General features: G+C 73.3%; 17 protein-coding genes. 8 read left to right on the forward strand and 9 right to left on the reverse strand.

Annotation, left to right across the window (positions count from 1 at the left end; genetic code table 11):
* Positions 1 to 92: 92 nt before the first annotated feature.
* The 3 genes from secA2 to ACN26Y_RS23365 form a co-directional block, all read right to left on the reverse strand.
* Positions 93 to 2384 (reverse strand): accessory Sec system translocase SecA2, encoded by a 2292-nt coding sequence (gene secA2 / locus ACN26Y_RS23355; protein ID WP_155332338.1) that lies wholly within the window; start codon positions 2382 to 2384, stop codon positions 93 to 95.
* A gap of 171 nt (positions 2385 to 2555) precedes the next feature.
* Complete coding sequence (locus ACN26Y_RS23360; RefSeq protein WP_155332339.1) at positions 2556 to 3644, reverse strand: zinc-binding dehydrogenase; 1089 nt, start codon at positions 3642 to 3644, stop codon at positions 2556 to 2558.
* Positions 3637 to 4647 carry a Gfo/Idh/MocA family protein gene (locus ACN26Y_RS23365; protein ID WP_155334259.1) on the reverse strand — a complete coding sequence of 337 codons (1011 nt, stop codon included), beginning with the start codon at positions 4645 to 4647 and terminating at the stop codon, positions 3637 to 3639. Before ACN26Y_RS23365 ends, ACN26Y_RS23360 begins: the two co-directional genes overlap by 8 nt.
* 226 nt (positions 4648 to 4873) lie before the next feature.
* Between ACN26Y_RS23365 and ACN26Y_RS23370 the strand changes: the two genes are divergently transcribed.
* The 5 genes from ACN26Y_RS23370 to ctaD all read left to right on the forward strand — a co-directional run bounded on the left by ACN26Y_RS23370 (position 4874) and on the right by ctaD (position 10567).
* Positions 4874 to 5857, forward strand: a complete 984-nt coding sequence (locus ACN26Y_RS23370) for a glucosyl-3-phosphoglycerate synthase (protein ID WP_230689092.1) — start codon at positions 4874 to 4876, stop codon at positions 5855 to 5857.
* Positions 5858 to 5930: 73 nt separating this feature from the next.
* Complete coding sequence (locus tag ACN26Y_RS23375; RefSeq protein WP_155332341.1) at positions 5931 to 7088, forward strand: glycosyltransferase; 1158 nt, start codon at positions 5931 to 5933, stop codon at positions 7086 to 7088.
* A gap of 78 nt (positions 7089 to 7166) precedes the next feature.
* Positions 7167 to 7628 carry a DUF4383 domain-containing protein gene (locus tag ACN26Y_RS23380; protein ID WP_155332342.1) on the forward strand — a complete coding sequence of 154 codons (462 nt, stop codon included), beginning with the start codon at positions 7167 to 7169 and terminating at the stop codon, positions 7626 to 7628.
* A gap of 93 nt (positions 7629 to 7721) precedes the next feature.
* The gene (locus tag ACN26Y_RS23385) at positions 7722 to 8450 is read left to right on the forward strand and encodes an ATP-binding protein (RefSeq protein WP_155332343.1); all 729 of its coding nucleotides are present in this window, start codon (positions 7722 to 7724) and stop codon (positions 8448 to 8450) included.
* 110 nt (positions 8451 to 8560) lie between these two features.
* Positions 8561 to 10567: a cytochrome c oxidase subunit I gene (gene ctaD / locus ACN26Y_RS23390; RefSeq protein ID WP_155332344.1), complete on the forward strand. Its 2007-nt coding sequence runs from the start codon at positions 8561 to 8563 to the stop codon at positions 10565 to 10567.
* A 52-nt stretch (positions 10568 to 10619) separates the two neighbouring features.
* On the opposite strand, the gene ACN26Y_RS23395 is transcribed toward ctaD, so the two are convergent.
* From ACN26Y_RS23395 to ACN26Y_RS23410, 4 genes are all read right to left on the reverse strand, one after another.
* Positions 10620 to 11756 (reverse strand): SigB/SigF/SigG family RNA polymerase sigma factor, encoded by a 1137-nt coding sequence (locus tag ACN26Y_RS23395; protein ID WP_155332345.1) that lies wholly within the window; start codon positions 11754 to 11756, stop codon positions 10620 to 10622.
* Positions 11757 to 11980: 224 nt separating this feature from the next.
* On the reverse strand, positions 11981 to 13393 hold the full coding sequence (locus ACN26Y_RS23400; protein WP_366599244.1) for a hypothetical protein: 1413 nt from the start codon (positions 13391 to 13393) through the stop codon (positions 11981 to 11983).
* A gap of 357 nt (positions 13394 to 13750) precedes the next feature.
* The gene (locus ACN26Y_RS23405; protein WP_155332346.1) at positions 13751 to 15505 is read right to left on the reverse strand and encodes a thiamine pyrophosphate-binding protein; all 1755 of its coding nucleotides are present in this window, start codon (positions 15503 to 15505) and stop codon (positions 13751 to 13753) included.
* Positions 15498 to 16622 (reverse strand): Vms1/Ankzf1 family peptidyl-tRNA hydrolase, encoded by a 1125-nt coding sequence (locus ACN26Y_RS23410; RefSeq protein WP_155332347.1) that lies wholly within the window; start codon positions 16620 to 16622, stop codon positions 15498 to 15500. The genes ACN26Y_RS23405 and ACN26Y_RS23410 overlap by 8 nt, the downstream gene beginning before the upstream one ends.
* Positions 16623 to 16766: 144 nt before the next feature.
* Between ACN26Y_RS23410 and ACN26Y_RS23415 the strand changes: the two genes are divergently transcribed.
* A complete protein-coding gene (locus ACN26Y_RS23415; RefSeq protein WP_422734967.1) occupies positions 16767 to 17315 on the forward strand; it encodes a hypothetical protein in 549 nt (182 codons plus the stop codon).
* Positions 17316 to 17472: 157 nt separating this feature from the next.
* On the opposite strand, the gene ACN26Y_RS23420 is transcribed toward ACN26Y_RS23415, so the two are convergent.
* On the reverse strand, positions 17473 to 17811 hold the full coding sequence (locus ACN26Y_RS23420; RefSeq protein WP_155332348.1) for a DUF3817 domain-containing protein: 339 nt from the start codon (positions 17809 to 17811) through the stop codon (positions 17473 to 17475).
* 185 nt (positions 17812 to 17996) lie between these two features.
* On the opposite strand from ACN26Y_RS23420, the gene ACN26Y_RS23425 reads away from it, so the two are divergent.
* Together ACN26Y_RS23425 and ACN26Y_RS23430 are read left to right on the forward strand one after the other, a co-directional pair.
* The gene (locus tag ACN26Y_RS23425) at positions 17997 to 19475 is read left to right on the forward strand and encodes a glutamate--cysteine ligase (RefSeq protein WP_155332349.1); all 1479 of its coding nucleotides are present in this window, start codon (positions 17997 to 17999) and stop codon (positions 19473 to 19475) included.
* A 97-nt stretch (positions 19476 to 19572) separates the two neighbouring features.
* Entirely contained in the window at positions 19573 to 20571 is a 999-nt protein-coding gene (locus tag ACN26Y_RS23430; protein WP_155332350.1) for a hypothetical protein, read from the forward strand.
* A 101-nt stretch (positions 20572 to 20672) separates the two neighbouring features.
* Here the strand turns inward: ACN26Y_RS23430 and ACN26Y_RS23435 are convergent, their stop codons facing one another.
* Positions 20673 to 21650: a glycoside hydrolase family 11 protein gene (locus tag ACN26Y_RS23435; RefSeq protein ID WP_422733519.1), complete on the reverse strand. Its 978-nt coding sequence runs from the start codon at positions 21648 to 21650 to the stop codon at positions 20673 to 20675.
* Positions 21651 to 21978 lie beyond the last annotated feature (328 nt).

Below are 21978 nucleotides of genomic sequence, written 5' to 3' on the forward strand. Positions count from 1 at the left end.
CCGGGCTACTACCCCGGTGCCAGGTGTCGAAACGGCGCAAAAGGGTGCTCTTCCGGTGTCCCTCGTCACCGGAAGAGCACCCCGGGGCGCGACTACCGGGAGGCGGAGCTGAGCCGGCGGCCCACGGAGGCGATGAGCCGGTCCAGCTCCGAGCCGAACGGGTTGTCGTGGACCAGGTACGTCCAGGTGGCGCTCGGCCGGACCAGCTTGGCCTCGTCGGGCACCCAGGTCTCGTCGAACTCGGTCTCGGTGAAGGTCTCGATGGTGCGCCGCTCGATCTCCGGCACCAGGTCGTTGAACGCGGGCACGGCGGCGCGGTGGAACTCGTCGAGCGGGTCCAGCCGGCCCAGGGCCCGCAGGTGCACCCCCTCGCGGACCTCGGACAGCTCGGCGAGGTGCTCCGCCCAGAGCCGGTCGAGATGGAAGAGGGCGATCGACCGGGCGACCCGGGCGAGCAGGTCCTCGTCCATCTCGCCGGCCTTGTCGGGCACCTTGTCCAGCAGCATCAGTGCCGCGACGTCGGTGGTCAGCAGCCGCTCACGGCGCTCGGCGAGGGCCTTGCGCTGCTGCTCGACCACCACGCTGTAGCGCCACGTGTTGCGGTGGATCTCGTGGTTGACGCCCTCGGCGACCCGCTGGGCGTGCTCGACGGCGTAGTCGACCTGCGGGTCGGTGACCAGGCCGTCGGCGTTCATCCGGGGCGACGCCGGCACGGTGTCCCCGGCGTGCCGGACGACGAGGTCGTCCTCCAGGCTGACGAAGAAGACGGAGCCACCCGGGTCGCCCTGCCGGCCGGCCCGCCCGCGCAGCTGGTCGTCGACCCGGCGGCTGTCGTGCCGGCCGCTGCCCATCACGTACAGGCCACCCAGCTCGGCGACCCGGTCCCGGTCGGCCTGGTCGCTGCCGCCGAGGCGGATGTCGACACCCCGGCCGGCCATCTGCGTGGAGACGGTCACCGCGCCGTACGCGCCGGCCTCGGCGATGATCGCCGCCTCCTCGTCGTCGTTCTTGGCGTTGAGGACCACACACGGCACGCCGGCCGCGTTCAGGCCGGCGGCCAGCCCCTCGGACTCCTTGACGTCGAGGGTGCCGACCAGCACCGGCCGCCCGCGCTCGTGGTTGCGCCGGATCTCGTCGATCAGCGCCTCCTCCTTCTCGGCGCGGGTCGCGTAGATCCGGTCCGACTCGTCCTCGCGGATGCACGGGGTGTTCGGCGGGATCACCGCCACCTCCAGGCCGAAGAACTCCCGGAGCTGGTCACCGACCAGCACGGCGGTGGCGGTCATCCCGCAGACGGTCGGGTAGAGCCCGATGTACGCCTGGACGGCGATCGTGCCGAGCACCTCCCCCTCGGCGGTGGCGTCCAGGCCCTCCTTGGCCTCCACGGCCGCCTGGAGACCGTCGGGCCAGCGGCGCCGCTGGGCGACCCGGCCGCGCATCTCGTCGATCAGCTCGACCGTGCCCTCGCGGACGATGTAGTCCACGTCGCGGTGCAGCAGGGCGTGGGCGTGCAGCGCCACGTTGACCGCCGAGAGCTGGGCGACGTTCTCCTCGTGGTACAGGTCGATGCCGAGCTTGGCCTCCACGGCGGCGAGGCCGGCGGCGGTGAAGGCGACACTGCGGCCGTCCTCCGCGACGGTGTAGTGCTTGCCCTTGCGCAGGCCGCGCACGAGCGCGGCGGCGGTGTGCGCCGGGTCCTGCTCGCCGGCGACGGCACCGGCGAGGACCATCGGCACCCGGGCCTCGTCGATGAGGATCGAGTCGGCCTCGTCGACGATCGCGGTGCGCAGCGGCGGCTGCACCCGGTCGTCGATGTCGGTGACCAGCTGGTCGCGCAGGTAGTCGAAGCCGGCCTCGCTCACCGAGACGTAGGTGACGTCGCAGGCGTAGGCGTCGCGCCGCTCCTGCGGCGTGGAGGCCTCGTTGACCCAGCCGACGGTGAGGCCGAGCAGGGTGTAGACCGGCTCCATCCACTGGGCGTCGCGGCGGGCCAGGTAGTCGTTGACGGTGAGCACGTGCACCGGTCCGTTGCCCACCCGGACGTGCCCGTACGCGGCGATCGTGGCGGTCAGGGTCTTGCCCTCACCGGTCGCCATCTCGGCGACCTTGCCGGACAACAGCGCCATCGCGCCGAGCAGCTGCACGTCGTACGGCCGCTGGTCGAGCCCGCGGCGGGCGGCCTCCCGGCCGACCGCGCAGATCTCCTCGTAGCCCTCGGCCTTGCCGGCGGCCTCGGTCAGCGCGGCGTCGTCGAGCGCCCGCAGCTCCTCCTCGCGCGCCTCGATGGCCGGCAGCAGCTTCTCCAGCGGCCCCAGTTCCACCGTCGTGCCGGGCCGCTGGAGGAACCGGCGGAACCTGCTCTTCAACCGTTGCGACACACCCATGAGCGGCAACGGTACGCGACCGGACCGATCTCTTGGGTCCCCGCCCGCCCGGGTGTCGCCGCCGATCCCCGAATCTCCGCGATCGTGCCGTTACCGCCCCGGCACGTGCCGCCCGGCGCCCGAACCGGCGACCGAGGGTGCACGATCGCGGAGCGGAGCGGGTCGGGTCGGTCAGCAGGTGAAGACGACCTGGAGTTCCTGGCGGCGGCGGTCGGCCAGATCGGTCAGCAGCGCCGGCGCCTCGTCGAACGGCACCACCGCCGAGACCAGGTGCTTGCGGATCTCCTCGCCGTACGCGCGGAGCAGGTCGATCGTCTCCGCGCTCAGCCGCTCCCGGTCCCAGGTGGGGGCGAGCCCCCGGGGCACCCGGCCGATCTGGGCGCAGCGCAGGGACAGCCCGTTGTGGTGGAACTCCTCGCCGAACCGGACCGCGTCCGCCCCGGCCTGGTAGAAGGCCAGGTCGATGACGGTGCCCTGCGGGCGGAGCAGGCGCAGTGCGAGCTGCATCGCCCAGGCCTGGCCGCGGCACTGGAAGACCACGTCGGCGCCCCGGTCCCCGGCGGTGTGCGCCCACCGGGTCTTCAGCACCACCGCCGGGTCGTCCGCCTCGGGGTCGAGCGTCTCCAGGCCCAGCGCCTCGGCGACCGCCCGGCGCTGCGGCGTCGGGTCGAGCACGACCACCGAAGCGGCGCCGTGCCGCTTGGCGAACAGCGCCGTGAGCAGCGCCACCACGCCGCTGCCCACCACCGCGACGCGCCGGCCGCGCACCCCGTCGTCCAGCGAGCGCACGTCGGTGCCGTGCACGTCGGCGGCGGCGTGCAGGATGCCGTTGGCGCAGATCGGCCCCATGTGGGCGACGTACACGCCGAGCAGCGGGTCGAGGTCGTCGGGCAGCGGGACGAACCGCTCCTTGACCGGGTCGGCGACGTAGCCGGTGCGGTGGCCGTACGTCATGGCGCCCACGGTGCCGACGGCGACGGCCGGGGTGGCGCTCTCCACCACCCGCCCGACCTGCATGTAGCCGAGCCGGGTCACCGGGTACGGGGTGCTCGCCGCACCGGGCTCGAACAGGCCGAGGTCGGCGTTCCAGGTCACGTTCAGGTAGGGGTTGGTGGCCTTGACGAAGCTCAGTTCCGTGCCGGCGGAGACGCCGCTGTAGAGGGTCTCCACGCGGAAGGTGCCCTCCGACAGGGGGGCGGCGTCCTGCTCGACCAGCTCCACCCGCCCGGGGGCGGTGACGGCCACGATCCGGTCACGCATCGACGCTCACCCCGGCCACCAGGGTCGGCGTGGTATCCGGGGCGGTCAGCCGCACCGTCCGGCCGGCGCGGGCGGAGTCGGCCACCGCGACCGCGAGCCGCTGGGTGCCGAGCGCCTCCGCGTACGGGACGCGCACGTCGTCGCCGACGCCACGGACGGCGTCCACGAACGCGCGGTCCACGGCCACCCGGGCGGCGTCCGGGTCGGCGGCGAACACCCGCTCGCCGTCGGCGTCGCGGACCACCAGGCCGTCCTCGGTCAGCGCCAGGGCGAGCCCGTCGGCGAGGATCTCCAGGCCGGCCCGGTGCTTCCAGCCGAGCACACAGGCGGCGGTGAGGGTGCCGACGGCGCCGCAGGCGAAGCGCAGCGCGGCGGTGGTCACCGAGTCGATGTCGGCGCCGTCGACCGGCGGCGGCGTGCCGTTCCCGTACGCGGTCACCTCGGTGACCTCGCCGACCAGGACGCGGACCAGGTCCAGCACGTGCGCGGCCTGCTCGACCACCGGCCCGCCGGAGTGGTCGCGCCGCGACCACCAGGCCACCGGGGGCACCTTGTCCAGCCAGGACCCGGCGACCATCCGCACCGGACGGTCGGCGAGCAGCTCCCGGGCCTGCTCGACGACCGGCAGGTACCGCCAGTGGTGCCCGACGCCGGTGAGCAGGCCCCGCTCGGCGACGAGGGCGGCGATCCGCTCGGCGGTGCCGAGATCCACCGCCACCGGCTTCTCCACGAACATCGGCACGCCGGCGGCGATCACCGCCTCCTCCGCCGGCCCGTGGGCGAACGGCGGGACGCAGACGTACACCGCGTCCGGGCCGGCGGCCAGCAGGTCGGCGACGCCGGTGAAGGTCGGGACGCCGTACGTGCCGGCCAGGGCGGCGGCCGCGGACGGCACCACGTCGGTCACCCCGAGCAGCTCGGCGTCGTCGAACCCGCTCAACACGCGGGCGTGGCGCTGTGCCACCCCGCCGGCACCGATCAGTCCCACCCGGCACGTGCGCATCTCATCACGCCTCTCCACGACGTTTCAGTGTCCCGCGCCAGCTCTCCCCCCGGGTGGGCGCAATCAAACGTTCATCCCCCGGGAACGCGTCGTCAGCACTTGCGTGATCATCCTGTTAGGCATGATCCGGTTAGCACGAGGGAGGTAGTGGGAAAACCAGTACCGGTTTTTCCGCCACGATCAGGGGGTGCCTGTGCGGAATTCGGAAACGATCGTCTCACCGGTGGTGGAGGCCTGGGCCACCTACCGGACGACGTCGGCCGCCGACTGGCCGGCGCGGCGCCTGCTGCGCGCCAAGGGAGACACCCGGGTCAGCGTGGTGCTGCCCGCCCGCAACGAAGAGGCCACGGTCGGTGCCATCGTGTCGACGATCCGAGAGCACCTCGTGGACCGGGTGGCCCTGGTCGACGAGCTCATCGTGGTCGACTCCCGGTCCACCGACCGGACGGCCCAGGTCGCCCGGGCCGCCGGCGCCGAGGTCGTCAGCCAGGACGCGATGACCCGCGGCCTGCCGCGACTCACCGGCAAGGGCGACGCGCTCTGGGCCGGGCTGGCGGCCGCCGAGGGCGACGTGGTCGCGTTCGTCGACGCCGACCTGCGGGAGTTCCGTCCGCACTTCGTGACCGGGCTGATCGGCCCGCTGCTCACCGACCCGTCCGTCGACTTCGTCAAGGGCTTCTACCACCGCCCCCTGGTCGGAAAGACCGGTGTGGAGGCCGACGGCGGGGGCCGGGTCACCGAGCTGATGGCCCGCCCCCTGCTGAACCTGTTCTGGCCGGAGCTGGCCGGCTTCGTACAGCCGCTGGCCGGTGAGTACGCCGGTCGCCGGGACGTGCTGGAGCGGGTGCCGTTCGTCTCCGGGTACGGGGTCGAGACGGCGATGCTCATCGACCTGCTCGACCTGGTGGGCCTGGACGCGCTCGCCCAGGTCGATCTCGGTGAACGCAAGCACCGGCACCAGGACACCGCGGCCCTGGGCCGGATGTCCGCGCAGATCCTGCTCACCGCCTGGTCCCGGCTCCAGCGCCGGGGGTGGGCGGCGCCGGGGGCGTTCCCCGTGGAGTTGCTCACCCAGTTCCGGCGCGGCGGGTCGGAGGCCCTTCCGAACCTGGACCGGGAGATCGTCGTCACGGACGTGTCCATCGAGGAACGTCCCCCCCTGGCCGAGTTGCGGCACCGGGTCCCCCGGCGCCGGATGGCGGCGGCGTGACGAGCCGGGCGCACCGCCCGGTCGGTGGTGGAGCGCGGGGCCCGTACACCCCCGCCGAGGGGAGGGACCGCGCATGAGCCTCACCGTCCTGATGAACGCCGGCCCCTGGCTGTCCGTGCCCCCGCCCGGCTACGGCGGCATCGAGAACGTCATCGCGACCCTGGTGCCGGAGCTGCGGCGGCTCGGCGTCCACGTCGTGCTCGCCTCGGTCGGCACCAGCACCCTCCCGGTCGACGAGATGCTCTCCGTCTTCCCCGACGGGCAGTTCCACGCACTGCAACGCCCGTACAACCAGGTCTGCGGGATCTCCCAGGCGCACCTGAACGGCGTGGTGCGGGAGCTGCACGCCCGCGACGACATCGATCTGGTGCACGACCACGTGGAGGCGGTCGGGCTGGCCACGCTCACCGCGATGGGGCCGGACGCCCCACCGGCGCTGCACACCCTCCACTGGGACCTGGCCAAGCACCCCGAGCTGTACGGCAACGTCGACGGCGGGGACCGGGTCCGGGTCAACGGCGTGTCCGCCTCGCAGCTGGCCCGGGCGCCGCGCGCGCTGCGGGAGCACTCGGTCGGGCACGTGCACCTGTCCACGCCGCTCGCGGTGGACGCGGACCGCCGGCCCGCCGCGCCGAAGGGCGACTACGCGGTCGTCCTGGGCCGGATCAACCCCGGCAAGGGGCAGGACCTGGGCGCCCGGGTGGCGCAGCGGGTGGGGGTCCCGCTGGTGCTCGCCGGCCCGGTCGGGCCGTATCACCGGCCGGAGGACCTGGCCGCGGCCGGCGAGGAGGCCCGGCAGAACCCGGACGTGCGGTTCTTCCTCGAGCAGGTGGCCCCGCACGTCGACGGCGACCTGGTCCGCTGGGTCGGCACGGTGGCCGGGCGGGAACGCGACGACCTGCTGGCCGGCGCCCGCGTTGCGCTCTTCCCGCTGCGGTGGGAGGAGCCGGGGGGTACGGCGGTGGTGGAGTCCCTCGCCCTGGGCACGCCGGTGGTGTCCACCGCCCGCGGCTGCCTGCCCGAGCTGATCGACCACGGCCGTACCGGGCTGCTCACCACCGACGAGGAGGAACTCGGCGACCTGCTCCTCGCGGCGAGCCTGATCGACGAGGGTGAGTGCCGCCGGGAGGCCGCCGCCCGGTTCACGCCGGCGACGATGGCGCAGCGGTACGTGGCCCTGTACGAGCAGGTCCGCCAGCTCGCCACCGCGCCCCGGCTGCAACCCGCCTGACGCGCCGCGCCCGGCCGTCCCCACCGCAGGGGGCGGCCGGGCGCGTTTCGGCCCCGGTGTGACGGGTACCGCCCACCGGTGACGGTCCCGCCCGCCCACGCGCGCGCTCGGCGGAACCCGGCCGAGGGCCAGCCGCCGGTGCGCCGGGCCGCCTTCGCCATCGCCGTGGTCTTCCTGGTCAGCGGTCTGCTCGGCTTCGTGCCCGGGGTCACCGAGAACTTCGCCGACCTCCGGATCGCGGGCCACCAGTCGGGGGCCCGGCTGCTCGGCGTCTTCGAGGTGTCCGTCCTGCACAACCTCGTCCACCTGCTGTTCGGTGTGGCCGGGCTGGTCCTGGCCCGGTCGGTCCCGACCGCCCGGATGTACCTGGTCGGCGGCGGGGCGATCTACCTGGTGCTGTGGCTGTACGGCCTGGCGGTGGACCACGGCAGCGCGGCGAACTTCCTGCCGGTGAACAACGCCGACGACTGGCTGCACCTGGTTCTCGGCGCCGGGATGGTCGCGCTGGGCACGTTGGCCCCGCGCCGCGCCCGCCGGTGAACGACGCGCCCGGTGACCCCGGTCTCGGTCCGGTTTCGCCCTGCTCAGGCGCGGGTAGTTCGCAGGTTCCGACGGACGGGAGGCGAGGGCCGCATGCCGAGCCGGATCACCTGTGAGGTGCGCGACTGGGCGCCGGTGACGGTCGTGCGGCTGTACGGCGGTCTCGATCTGGGCAGCATGCGCGCGGTGCGTACGGTGCTGGACCGGTGCCTGTCCACACAGCCCGACGCGCTGGTGGTCGACCTGGCCGGTGTCACCGTCCGCGACCGGCTGGCCCTGTCGGTCTTCGCCACCACCGCGCGCCGGGCGGCCGACTGGCCGGCGGTCCCGATGGTGGTGTGCGCCCCGCCGCCGGAGGCGGCGAGGTGGCTGGCCGAGTCGACCCTGGCCCGGGTGCTGCCGGTACGGCAGGACTGCGCCGAGGCGACCCACGAGGCCCGGCGGGCCGTGGCGCCCCGGCTGCGCACCCGGCTGGAGCCGGTGGCGGAGGCCTGCCGACTGGCCCGCGAGCTGGTCGGGGACGCGTGCGCCCGGTGGAACGTGCCGGGGGCGGCCGGGCCGGCGTCGCTGGTGCTCAGTGAGCTGGTCGGCAACGTGGTCCGGCACGCGCACACCCCGATGCAGGTGACGCTGACCCTGCGCCGCCCGTACCTGCACGTGGCGGTGCAGGACGGCAGCCGTAGCCCGGCCCGTGCCGGGCGGCCGGACCTCCGGGCCGAGGGCGGGCGGGGCCTGCTGCTGGTCCGGGAGCTGGCCGAGCGCTGGGGCTGCGTGCCGGCCGGTGCGGGCAAGGCCGTCTGGGCGACCGTGGCCGCCAATTAACCCCAAATTACCGCTATAGCCTTAATGGTCGCTCTCGCCTGGTTTCATGGGCAGAGGCGCGGGTAGGCGCGCCCGGTCCAACTGTCGTCACGGCGGGGGTGATGCTTCCAATGCCCAAGCGGGTCACCACGGAACCACGCGACCGGGGTCCGGCGATCCTGGCGCCGGCGCGCTTCGGCGGCTACCCGGGCCAGCTGCGGCCGGCGCTGCCCGGCAGCAGGCTGACCCGGTGGCTGCGCACCACCGACCACAAGCAGATCGGTCTGCTCTACCTGCTCTCCTCGTTCGGGTTCTTCCTGATCGCCGGCCTCCAGGCGATGCTGATGCGCGCCGAACTGGCCCGGCCCGGCCTGCAGTTCCTGTCCCCGGAGCAGTACAACCAGCTCTTCACCTCGCACGGCACGATCATGCTGCTGCTGTTCGCCACCCCGGCCGCGTTCGGGTTCGCCAACTACATCGTGCCGATCCAGATCGGGGCGCCCGACGTCTCGTTTCCCCGGCTGAACGCTCTCGCCTACTGGCTCTACCTCTTCGGCGGCCTGATGGTGATCGGCGGATTCCTCACCCCGGGCGGTTCGGCGGACTTCGGCTGGTTCGCGTACAACCCGCTGAGCAGCGTGGAGCACTCCCCCGGTGTCGGTGCCAACATGTGGGTGATCGGCCTGGTGCTCTCCGGACTGGGGACCATCCTCGGTGCGGTGAACCTGATCGCCACGATCCTGACCCTGCGGGCGCCGGGCATGACCATGTTCCGGATGCCGATCTTCACCTGGAACATGCTCTTCGTCAGCCTGCTGGTGATCCTGGTGTTTCCGCTGCTGGCCGCAGCGCTGCTGGCACTGGCGTCCGACCGGATCCTGAACAGCCACGTCTACGACCCGACCACGGGCGGGCCCATGCTGTGGCAGCACCTGTTCTGGTTCTGGGGGCACCCCGAGGTCTACATCATCGCAGTGCCGTTCTTCGGGATCATCACCGAGATCATCCCGGTCTTCGCCCGGAAGCCGATCTTCGGCTACACGGGTCTGGTGCTCGCCACCATCGCGATCACCATCCTGTCCATGGCGGTCTGGGCGCACCACATGTACGGCACCGGCCAGGTGCTGCTGCCGTTCTTCAGCATCCTGAGCTACCTGATCGCCGTGCCGACCGGGGTCAAGTTCTTCAACTGGATCGGGACGATGTGGAAGGGGCAGATCACCTTCGAGACACCGATGCTGTTCGCCATCGGATTCCTGGTGACGTTCCTGCTGGGCGGACTGACCGGGGTGCTGCTGGCCAGCCCGCCGGTCGACTTCCACGCCACCGACACGTACTTTGCCGTCGCGCACTTCCACTACGTCATGTTCGGCACGGTGGTGTTCGCGCTATTCGGCGGCTTCTACTTCTGGTGGCCGAAGATGACCGGCCGGCTGTTGGACGAGCGGCTGGGCAAGGCGCACTTCTGGACCATGTTCATCGGCTTCCACGGCACCTTCCTGGTGCACCACTGGCTGGGCGGTGAGGGGATGCCCCGCCGGTACGTCGATTACCTGGAGAGCGACGGGTTCACCACCCTCAACACGATCTCCACGATCTTCTCCTTCCTCCTCGGAGCCTCCACTTTGTTCTTCATCTGGAACGCGTGGAAGTCCTGGCGGTACGGGGCGATGGTCAACGTGGACGACCCCTGGGGCTTCGGCAACTCCCTCGAATGGGCGACCACCTGCCCGCCGCCGCTGCGCAACTTCGACCGGATGCCCCGGATCCGCTCCGAGCGGCCCGCGTTCGACGCCAAGTACGGCCAGCTCGTCGCCGACCTCGGCCGCGACCTGCCGCAGCGCGCCACCCGGCCACCCCAGGAGTTCCGTGAGGAGTTGCACATGGAGAGGCACGTGCCCGAATCGCCGAGCGCCGACGGTGCGGTGGCCGGTCCGCGCGAGGCGATGGCGCATCACCCGGCCCCGCAGTCCGGCGCCCGGCCGATCGAGGTCCCCGAGCCGGAGGAGGTGCGCCGGCCCAGCTTCGAGGAGACCGAAGAGGCGGAGGAGCCCATCCTGGGCGCGCGGCGCGCACCGCAGGAGAACGAACGGTGGCGCCGCCCCGGCGGCCACCCCGACGACACCACGGAGAAGTAACCGACCGCACGAGGAGGGGGCCGGCGCTGTCGCGTCGGCCCCCCTCGTGCGGTCAGTCGCGGGTCGGGGGGAGGCCGGCGGCGGCGAGCGAGCGGCGGACCGCGGGCTGCACCCGGGTCAGCCGCAGCGGTACGCCGGTGCGGGCGGCGGCCTCCTGGCCGGCCATCAGCGCGGCGATCCCGCCGGCGTCGAAGCCGGCCGCGCCGACCAGGTCGACCACCACCTCGGTGGGTTGGCCGGTCATCGCCTCCAGCATCGCCCGGCGCAACTGGTCGGCGCCCTCGCGGTCGACGTCCCCGCCGACCTCGACCACCACCCGGTCGCCGTTCTGCTTCACCGAGATCCTCGTCTTCACCGCGTCGGCCTCGCCGGCGCCGTTCTGCCACGGCGGCGGCGCGTCGGCGAGCATCGCCTGTCGCAGCCAGGTCAGCGCCCGGGACAGCAGCCGGGAGACGTGCATCTGCGAGATGCCGAACCGGGCCGCGATCTCGGCCTGGGTCTGGTTGCCGTAGAAGCGCATGGCGAGGATCCGCCGCTCACGCCAGGGCAGCCGGTGCAGCAGGCCGCTGACGGTCACCCGGTCGTCCACGGACTCCAGGGCGTTGTCGGACTCCCCCACCAGGTCACCGAACTCGGCCGAGCTCTCCCCGCCCACCGGGGCGTTCAGCGACGCCGGGCTGTACCCGGCCGCCGACTCCAGCGCGGCGAGGATCTCCTCCTCGGGCGTCTCCAGCCGCTCGGCCAGTTCCGCCACGGTGGGGGCGCGGGACAGCTCGCTGGTCAGCGCCGCCGTCGCCTGTCCCACCTCGAGGATCAGGTCGCGCAGCCGCCGGGGAACGTGCACGCCCCACGTGCGGTCGCGGAAGTGGCGTTTGATCTCGCCGACGATCGTGATCGCCGCGTACGCGGTGAACGAACCCCGTTCCGGGTCGTACCGGTCCACCGCGTTGACCAGCCCCAGCCGGGCCACCTGCTCCAGGTCCTCCAGCGGTTCACCACGTCCCCGGTACCGGCGCGCCAGTCGCCCCGCGAACGGCAGCGCGAAGCGGACCAGGTCGTCGCGTGCCTCCTGCCGCCGTTCGGGCGGCAGTCCCTCGATCCGTGCCGCGTACGCCAGAGCCGCCGCGTCGAGGTCTTCGAGGCCCCGGTCGGTAGGTGGCGGTGTGCTTGTGGTGGTCTGTCCGAACATCCGCGCCTCCCTCAGGAAGGTCCCCCGCCCGGATTTGGGAAACCGGTCGTGCGCGTGGTGGCACCACGCACCGGGCCGGAAGTGGGTTACGTGACTGGGACGCCAGCGGGCGACGGCGCCGCACTGCACGGCGTGATCAGGCCGTCGCAGCCAGCGGTGTTCCCGCTCCGTAGGTACTCAATCACGGGACCCCGGGTTCGCGAGGATGTTTCGGTGTGCCGGTCTCAACAGACCAGAAGGCCCTGGTGGGAGCCGCTGTCGCGGAGCGCTTCCAGGGCCGCGCCGACGCTCATCGCCGGCGGTGTGGGCAGGTCGTACGGCTGCGCCCGCAGCACCTCGGTCGCCCGGCGGGTGGGCACCGAGGTGACCGGGTACCCCCGGGCCGCCGTACGGTCCAGGGCGCGCCGGCGGCGGCCGAAGGCGGCCACGGCCAGCCACTGCGGCAGCCCCGCGAGGGCCGGTGACCGCAGTCCTGGCGGCTCGGGCAGGACGTCCACCGAACTGAACGGCTCGCTGCCGGCGAGCCACCACTCCACCCCCTCCACGCTGCGCCGGGTGGCGTTCTCGCACCAGTAGGGCACCATTCCCGCGCGGACCACCTGCCACGGGTCGAGCAGCCGGCCGCACTCGACGACCAGGCGGTTGCCGGTCTTGCCGGCGGCGCGCAGCCAGCGCCGGTACAGGTCGGCGGTCGCCGCGCTCAGCGCCGCCGGTTCCGGGACGAGCACCCGGTGCAGCGGGTGCCGGTGCGCGTCGGCCCACTCCCGTACGGCCTGGTCGAAACCGGACTCCACGCCGTGCTCGGCGGGGCGTGGCGGCTCGACGACCTCCGGCGGCGTCCAGCGCGTGCCGTCGCCGCCCGCCGAGCGGAGCACCTGGCGCAGCGCGTGACTGTCCGGGTGGAAGTCCACCGGGTCCAGCCCGCTGCCGGGGCAGCCGACCTGGAAGCTGTGCCCGGGTGCGGAGTCGAGCACCGGCCAGGTGCGGGCGTCGCGGAACAGCAGCACCGGCGCGCCGGGCTCCAGGCGGTCGGCCAGGAACCGGACGTACGCGGCGGGCAGCCGCCGCCACCGCGCGGCGAGCGAGACCGTGGCACCGGCGAGGGCGCCCCGGCTGGCCGGGCAGTGCACCTGGCGTACGTGCAGGTCGGGGTTGCCGGCCAGCAGCCGCGCGGTGAGCGCGGCGCCATGGTCGAGGGCGGCCTCCGGGCGGTCCACCGCGCCCTGCGCCCAGTGCACGCTCATCTCGAAGCTCGCGGGCAGCCACGGCACGCCGAGCGCCACCGCGAGGTGGGCCGTTGCGCCGTGCGGGGAGCCGAGCAGCAGCCCCGGGTACCGGCGGCACGGGTACTGGTCGACGAACCAGCGGGCGACCCGGTCGGCGTCCACCTCCGCCGTCTGGCCCACGGTCAGCGCGACCCGGCCGGCGGCCCGGGTCACCGCGGCCCGCCGTACCGCCTCGGGCGCGCCGGTGAAGCGCGACAGCGGGCCGGGGTGGCCCAGGTCCGCGCAGTCGGCGCCGCGCAACGCCCGGGCCGTCGCCCCGACCAGGATCCGGGCCGCGCTGCCGGCCGCCACGACGCGGTCGCCGGCCAGGCCGGCGCCCTCAGCCGTGAGCCCCGCGCGCACCTTGTGCACCGGCCCTACCTTGCCTCGTTCGCTCACCACGCGGCCCGGCTTCCCGTCCCGATGCGGTTCAAACGGGGCATCCCAGACCGCTCGGTCGTAATCCCGCGATCTCCGGCGGATCGCCGGTCCGGGTCGGCTACCGGCTGCCGTACCCGGCAGGTGCCGGCTCTCCCACCGGGGCCGCTTCCGTGCCGATGCCGCCAGACGACACGGCGACACCGCATCGGGACGGGCGGCACGGATGCCGTCGAGCCGCCCCGACGGGGCAGGCCGGGCGCTGGTCGCACAGATCGGGTGGCTCGACCGGCCAGCCCGACCCGTGCCCGCGAGAAGCCGCGCCCGCCGCCCGCCGATGGTGCCCGGAGGTTAGACGAGGTCCTCCACGGCCAGCCCGGCGCCGAGCACCCGGTCACGGACCCGACGGGCGGCGTCACCCCCGGCGAACACGGCGCGCAGGTCGGCGAACGCCGGCTCCGGCGGGGCGGGCGACACGGCCGGGTCGACGACGGCCTCCACCACGCACGGCCGGTCGGCGGCGAACGCCTCCTCCCACGCCGCGCCGACCAGATCAGGCCGGTCCACCCGGACGCCGTGCAGCCCGAGCAGGCGGGCCCAGCCCGCGTACGGCACGTCGGGGCGGCGCCGGGACAGGTCGGCCGTCGGCCCCCAACCGCCGCCCATACCGGAGTGGTCGCGGTTGTTGAGGACGAGCACCACCAGGCGCGGATCGGGCCACTCCCGCCAGTGCTGGGAGATCGTGACCAGCTCGGCGAGACCGTTGAGCTGCATGGCGCCGTCGCCCATCAGGGCGAGCACCGGCTGGTCCGGGGCGGCGAGCTTGGCGGCGACCGCGTACGGCAGGGCGCAGCCCATCGACCCGAGGGTGCCGCACAGCTGCGCATCGACGCCCGAGGGCAGTTCCACGTGGCGGGCGTACCAGTGGAGGACCGAGCCGACGTCCACGGCGATCGCGCCGGTACGCGGCACCCGGGCGGCCAACTCGTGCAGCACCAGCTGCGGGTTGACCGGCTCGGCCGGCGCGGCGGCGCGCGCGGCGGCCTCGTTGCGCCACCGGTCGACGGAGTCCTCGACGGTGTCCCGCCAGGTCGCGTTCGGCCGGTCGGGCACCCGGGCGAGCAGCGCGCGCAGCGTCTCGGCGGCGTCGCCGACCAGCGGCACGTCCACCGGGTAGCGGGAGCCGATTCGGCGGCCGTCGATGTCGATCTGGACGGTGCGGGCCTGCCCGGGCATCGGGAAGTAGTCGGTCCAGGGGTCGTTCGTGCCGATCATCAGCAGCGCGTCGCAGCCACCCATCAGCTCGGCCGCGGCCGGTGTGCCGACCTCGCCCAGGACCCCGGTGTGGAAGGGCAGCCGCTCGTCGAGCACCGGCTTGCCGAGCAGCGAGGTGGCCACGCCGGCGCCGAGCCGGTCGGCGAGGGCCACGATCTCCTCGGCGGCGCCCCGGCCGCCCTGCCCGACCAGGATCGCGGTGCGCCGGGAGCCGCCGAGCAGGTGCGCCGCGGCCGCCAGGTCCGCGTCGCGGGGCAACACCCGGGCCAGCGGCTCGCCGGGCGTCGTGGTGACGACGACCGACTCGGGCAGCAGGTCCGGCACCGCGGCCTCCTGGACGTCACGGGGCAGCACGACGCAGACCGGGCTCCGGGTGGCCGCGGCGGTGCGGAACGCCTCGTCGAGGAGGCCCGGCACCTGCGCCGGGGCGCGCGCGTACCGGACGAACTGGTTGCACACGTCACCGAAGAGCCGGCTCAGGCCGATCTGCTCGTGCGCGCCCCCGAGGGGCCCCCGGACGTCCTCGCCGACGATCGCCACGACCGGCTTGCTGTCGAGCTTCGCGTCGTAGAGCCCGTTGAGCAGTTGGACCGCGCTGGGTCCGTGGGTGGCGAGGCACACCCCGATGCCGCCGGTGAACTTGGCGTGTCCGGTGGCCATGAACGAGGCGGTCTCCTCGTGGCGGGCGGGCACGAAGGCGGGGTCCCCGCCCGAGGCGTCGAGCGCCTCGACCACCGGGGCGATGGCCGCCCCGGGGTAGCCGAACGCGCGCGGGACCCGCCAGGCCCGGAGCCGTTCGACCACCAGGTCGGCCGCCGTACGCTCAACCATCGCCCCGGCCGGGGGTGCCGGCGTCGACGTAGCGCAGCACGGCGCCCACCCCGTCGGTCAGCTCCGGCGCCTCGTCCGGGCCGAGCACGGTCAGCTCGGCGTCGGTCCCGACCAGAGCCCGCACCAAAGCGGCGTCGGCGCGGACCTTCGCCGGGTCGCGTACCGACATCGCGGCCAGCTGCTGCGGGTCGGTGGCGATCTCGGTGGGCTCGGGTCCGATCCACAGCTCCCCGTTCGCCGACGGGTCGTCGACGATGAGCATGTTCTCCACCTGGTTGCGCTGCAACGCCGACACCACCGCGTCCAGCCCGGCACCCACGTCCTCCTGCATGCCGAACCGGTCCAGGGTGGCGGTGATGCGCTGGTCGGCGACCTCGGCGATGGTCTGCACCGTCAGGTCGTCCAGGAGGGTGTCGTCGGCGCCCCTGGCCCGGGAGCCGGCGTCGGTGCGGACGAGGACGTCCTGCCAGCGGTCGGGCATCTGGGCGGCGATCACGCCGGTGGCCCGGACGTCGCCGGCCACCACGACCACGTCGGCGCCCACCTTCTCGGCGAGCTGCACCGTCGCGGCGGCGACGTCGCCGGCGTTGTGGTGCCACGCCTCCATCGCGGCTCGCTGGTACCGCGACTGCGACCACCCTCCCGGGTTGACCCGCCGCAGTTGGAAGTCCTCGCGGCCGGTGACCGCGGCGCGCCGGGGAACGCCGCCGGCGCTGACCGCCATCGCGTCGGCGCCCTCCCGGTTGGCCAGGACCCGCACCCAGGCCACCTGCTCGCCGCGCTGGGCGAGCAGCGGCATCACGTGCGGCAGCGGCGCGAACGCGGCGAGGTCGCGCAGCGGCGGGGCGGACAGGTACTCCGACAGCGCCACCCGGCCGTGACTGGCGAACACCGCGATGCCGTAGTCGCCCGGCATCGGGTCGTGGCCCCGTACGACCCGTTCGATCGCCTCGATCGACGCCAGGTCGGCCCGTTGCTGCTGAAGTCGGTCCCGCAGGGCGCGCCAGCGCAGGTCCAGCGCCGGGTGGGCGTCCTCGGTGTCGGCGGACGCGTCCAGGTAGACCGAGCACCACGGGCCCGGCCGGTCGTAGAGCGGGCGCAGGAAGGACAGCTGCATGCTCGACCCCTTTCCAGCTCGGCCCTGCGCTTACCCATGCCGTCCGGCTTGTCACCTGAACCGCTCGGTGGGGCGTGACCTGCGTTCATTCACGTCGTTCAACTGGCCGGGCCGATACGATCGGTGAACGGAACCGGACTCTGGGTGGTGGCGATGGACAGCGACCTGCAAACCCCGCGGATCGTCCACCCGACGGCGCGGATCGTCACCGGCCGGGTCGTCCGACTGCTCGAGGGCTACCCCCGTGAGGTGCGGGTGGGTCAGCCGGTGCTGGTGGTGGTGCTGGCCGCGGCCGGAGTCGCGGGGTTGCTGGTGGCCCTCGTCCGCACCGTCCTGTCCGCCGGCTCCGGGGGCGCGCGCCGCCGTTTCAAGGACCTGAAGAAGGGCCCGGAGTACCTGGTCACCCCGGTCCGCCTGCGCGACACCGCGGGGCGGCTCTGCGAGGTGGAGCTGCACGGGCACCTGCCGCAGAGCGCCCTGCACCCGGCGGACCACGTGCAGGTCACGCTGCGCCGCCAGCGCGACCCCGACCTGCCGCCGAAGATCGAGCGGATCGTCAACCTGACCACCGGGCAGCTGCTCACCCCGCGTACCGCGACGATCTGGTCGCATCTCGGGCCGCCGCTGCTGCTCCAGGCCGCACTCGGCGCGCTCCTGCTCGCCGCCGTCGCCGCCTGCTCCGCGCTGACGTGAAAGGAAGGGCCCCTTGTTAACGCCTGGCGTTGTATAAGGGTCCCTTCCTAACCGCGGGGGTTTCGGCCTGCCGGCCGGGCACCACATGGCCGAGGAGGCGCCGGAGCAGCTCGCCACGACCCTGGCGGCGTTCCTGGCGGGGTGACCGCGCCGGGGGTCAGCCGACGGGGGCGGCGTCCCGGGCCGGAGCGGGGGCGTCGGCGAGCAGGCCCCGGCGGCGGGCCCACCGCTCGAAGACCAGGGTGGCGAAGGGCGGCACGGCGCAGAGCAGGGCCACCCCGGCCGTGAGCAGGCGCCACCGGCGCAGCCGGGCCACCGCGAGCACCAGAACGCCGTACGCGACGAAGAGCGCGCCGTGGATCGGACCGAAGACCTGCACGCCCAGTTCGTTGGCCGGCGGCCCGTACTTCACCGCCATGCCGGCCAGCAGGCCCGCCCAGGAGATCGCCTCGGCGATCGCCGCCACGACGAACAGCCGGGTCACCCGTTCCCGCATCGTCACAATCCCACCCCTTCCGCCGGGCCATGCTAGCCGCGCCGACTGTGCCCGCCGGGCGCGAAGGGGCGGCGCGCGACGGGGATCACGGAGCCCCAGGGTGGGTAGAAGAGGACCGATGGGTCTTCCCCCACCGGTACCGGCATGCGAACTTAGGGGGAACCAGCGGTGACAGGGTGGTGACCATGGGCGAGGATGTCGGTGCGCGGACCTTCAGCCGTGAGGATCGGGCCCGGTACCGCGACAAGGTGCGCCGCTGCCTCGACGTCTTCGCCGAGATGCTGCGGGAGTCGCGGTTCGACGTCGACCGGCCGATGACCGGGCTGGAGATCGAGCTCAACCTCGTCGACGACGGGTCGATGCCGGCCATGCGCAACGCCGACGTCCTCGCCGCCGTCGCCGACCCGGACTTCCAGACCGAGCTGGGCCAGTTCAACGTCGAGATCAACGTGGCGCCCCGGCGGCTCGCCGGGACCGGCACCGCCGAGTTCGAGGAGCAGGTACGCGCCAGCCTCAACGCCGCCGAGGCCAAGGCGCGGACGGTCGGCGCCCACATGGTCATGATCGGGATCCTGCCGACGCTGCGTCCGGAGCACCTGACCGCGGCGACGCTGTCGGCCAACCCCCGCTACCGGCTGCTCAACGAGCAGATCTTCGCGGCCCGCGGCGAGGACCTGCGGATCGCGATCAACGGGGTCGAGCGGCTGGCGGTCACGGCGGACACGATCACTCCGGAGGCCGCCTGCACCAGCACCCAGTTCCACCTCCAGGTCAGCCCCGCCCAGTTCGCCGACTACTGGAACTCGGCGCAGGCGATCGCCGGTGTCCAGGTCGCGCTCGGCGCGAACGCGCCGCTGCTCTTCGGCCGCGAACTGTGGCGGGAGACCCGGGTCCCGCTGTTCGAGCAGGCCACCGACACCCGCGCCGAGGAAATCAAGGCGCAGGGCGTCCGTCCCCGGGTGTGGTTCGGCGAACGCTGGATCACGACGGTCTTCGACCTGTTCGAGGAGAACGTCCGCTACTTCCCGGCGCTGCTGCCGATCTGCGAGCCGGAGGACCCGGCCGGGACGCTCGCGGCCGGCGGCGTGCCGGCCCTCGCCGAACTGCGGCTGCACAACGGCACCATCTACCGGTGGAACCGCCCGGTGTACGACGTGCTGAAGGGCCGGCCGCACCTGCGGGTGGAGAACCGGGTGCTGCCGGCCGGGCCCACGGTCGTCGACACGATCGCCAACGGCGCCTTCTATTTCGGGCTGGTCCGGGCCCTGGCCGAGAGTGACCGGCCGCTGTGGTCGCAGATGTCGTTCAGCGCCGCCGAGGAGAACTTCACCTCCTGCGCCCGGTACGGCATCGACGCGCAGGTCTTCTGGCCGGGCCTGGGGTACCTGCCGGTCACCGAGCTGGTGCTGCGCCGGCTGCTGCCGCTCGCCCACCACGGACTGGACCGCTGGGGTGTGGCCCCGGAGGAGCGGGACCGGCTGCTCGGCATCATCGAGAAGCGCTGTCTCACCGGCCGCAACGGCGCGAGCTGGCAGGTGGAGACGCTGCACCGGCTGGAGTCCGCCGATCACCTGGACCGGCCCGCGGCGCTGCGCGAGGTGGTCCGCCACTACGTGGACCTCATGCACAGCAACCGGCCCGTCCACGAGTGGCCGCTGCCCTGACCGTTCCCGCCCACATTCAAGCAATCCGGAAGACCATCGCCGGCCCGGCCCGCCCCATCATGAAGGCTCACCGTCTGTAACGCCTGAGGAGCCTTCCGTGACCCAGACCGACCGGCTCAGCGGCCCCCGCGACGCCACCGATCCGATCCGGCTGTCGGCCTCACCCCACGCCACGTCCCTGTTCGTCAACGGCCACGTCCCGCGCCGGCGCGGGCTGCTCATCCTGCTCAGCGTGTTGGGCGGCTTCCTGCTGACCGTGGTCTGGTCGGCGGAGTTCGTCGATCAGACCATCGGCCACAACGTCGCCGACACGCTGCTGGGCCACGATCCCACCGAGACGCCGTTGACCGGGATCGTGTCCGGGGTGCTGTTCGCGTTCGTCTCCGGCATCGCGGGCACCTTCACCGCGTGCAACATCGCCGCGTTCGGCGCCATCGCTCCCCTGGCCGGCTCACCCGGCGGCCGGCTGGGCCGCTTCCTGGCGCCGCTGCGCCCGCTGGGCTGGCTGGCCGTCGGCATGGTCGCCGTGTCCGCGGCGTACGGCGCGGTCGTCGGTCTCGTCGGGACGTCGATGCCGCAGTTCTCCACCGCGCAGAACACGCCCGGGTCCCTGTCGCCGCGCAGCATCCAGTCCATGGTGGTCTTCGGCCTGATCGGGCTGACCATGGTCTACCTCGGCCTGGCCGCCCTGAAGGTGGTGCCGGACCCGTTCGCGCGGATCTCCCGCCGCCGCCCCAACGCCCCGCTGGTCTTCATGGGCGCGCTGGTCGCCGGGTTCCTCATCGGACGGCCGTACCCGCTGTTCCGGCAGATGTTCCGGGACGCGGCGGAGAGCGGGAACCCGCTCTACGGCGCGGCGGCGTTCACCCTCCAGTCGATCGGCAACATCGTCATCATGGCGGTGCTGTTCCTGCTGCTCGCCTGGTTCGCCGGGAGCCGCCTGCAGGCCTGGTTCGCGGCCCGTCCGGCCCGGCTGGCGGCGATCACCGGCGCCGCGTTCCTCGTCGCGGGCGCCTTCACGTTCCTGTACTGGGACGTCCGCCTGCTCGCCCGCCGCGAGATCATCCCCTGGTACCCGACCGCACCCTGGACGTGACGGGCGACGGGCGGGACCCCGACGGGTGGCGCGGCGGCTTCCGACCACCGCACCCCGGTGTGGCGCGGCGGCTGCGGCCGCCGCGCCACCGGTCGGCGCGGTCAGCCGGTGCCGCAGGAGACCGTCGGCCAGGTCCAGTTGCCGTTGTGCTGGATGGTCACGCCCCAGTTGTTGCCGTTGCCGTTCGGCCGGGCGGTCAGCACCTGGGCGCTGGGATAGCTCGCGCTGATGTTCCACGTCGCGATGATCCGGGCGGGCGACGGGACGTTCATCGTCACGGTCCAGGCGGTGGCGCCGGACACCGACACGTTGAGGTTGTAGCGGTCGCTCCACTGCTGGCCGGCGGAGAGCGTCGCGGTGCAGCCACCACCGCCGCCACCGCCGCCACCACCACCGCCCAGCGTGATGTCCGAGCTGCCGCTGCTCTGGTATCCCTCAGTCGCCATGATCATGTAGTTGTGGCCGCCGAGGTTCATCCCGTTGCGCGCCCAGGCGTCGAAGTGGTTGCCGCTGGTGATGGTGCCGCCGGTCCGCTTCGACTGCCGGACACTCCAGAACTGCTTGAACGTCGCGGTGCCGATGATGGAGGGGGCGTTGTAGCGGGTCGTCTCGTAGATGTCGTACGTGCCGCCGTCGCTGGTGACGGTTCCCTTGTACGTCCCGGTGGGCCGGTAGGTGCCCCAGTTGTCGACGATGTAGTACTCGACGAGCGGGCTCGTCGTCCAGCCGTACAGGGTCAGGTACGCGTTGCCGGACGGGTTGAAGCTGCCCGAGTACGTCACGCTGCGGCGCCCGCCGGTGCTCCAGCCCTTGCCGGCGACGAAGTTGCCGGTGTTGCGCCACGAGGTGCTGTAGTTGCCGCCGGAGCCGAGTTCCATGGAGACGGTCCCGGGGCTGTCGGTCCAGAACGAGTAGAAGTAGCCGTCGTGGGTGCCGGTCTGGTTCGAGGTGACGGCGGCGCTGGCGGCACCGGGCAGCATCAGTGCTGCCGCGACCAGGGCCAGGGTGCAGGCGGCGCCGACGAGCAGCCGGAGGTGGCCGCGCCTGCGGCCTGGCGGGTTGGCGGGGACGTCGTTCATGCGCTCTTCCTCCTTCGGGAAGGCTGGCGGGGGCCAGGCAGCGCGGTGCGACCGGGCGGGGCGGTGGGGTAACCGCCGCGCGCCCGGCATCGCACGACGCGGCAGGGGTGGGGGCCGGTCGCCGTGCGGTGGGCGACCGGAGGCCGGGTCACGGCGGCGACCCGGATCGACAGATGTCGAGGTCCGTCGATGCCGAAAGTATCGACCGGCGTCGCAACGCAGTCAACAAGTCCCGGAAATGTTTCGGAAACGACTCCGGAGTCATTGACCGCCCGAAGGCGCTTCAGCACGGTGAACTGCCGCCCGTCCGCCCGCCGGGATCGACCGG

It is taken from the genome of Micromonospora sp. WMMD558 (genome assembly GCF_049315255.1).
Taxonomy (GTDB): domain Bacteria; phylum Actinomycetota; class Actinomycetes; order Mycobacteriales; family Micromonosporaceae; genus Micromonospora.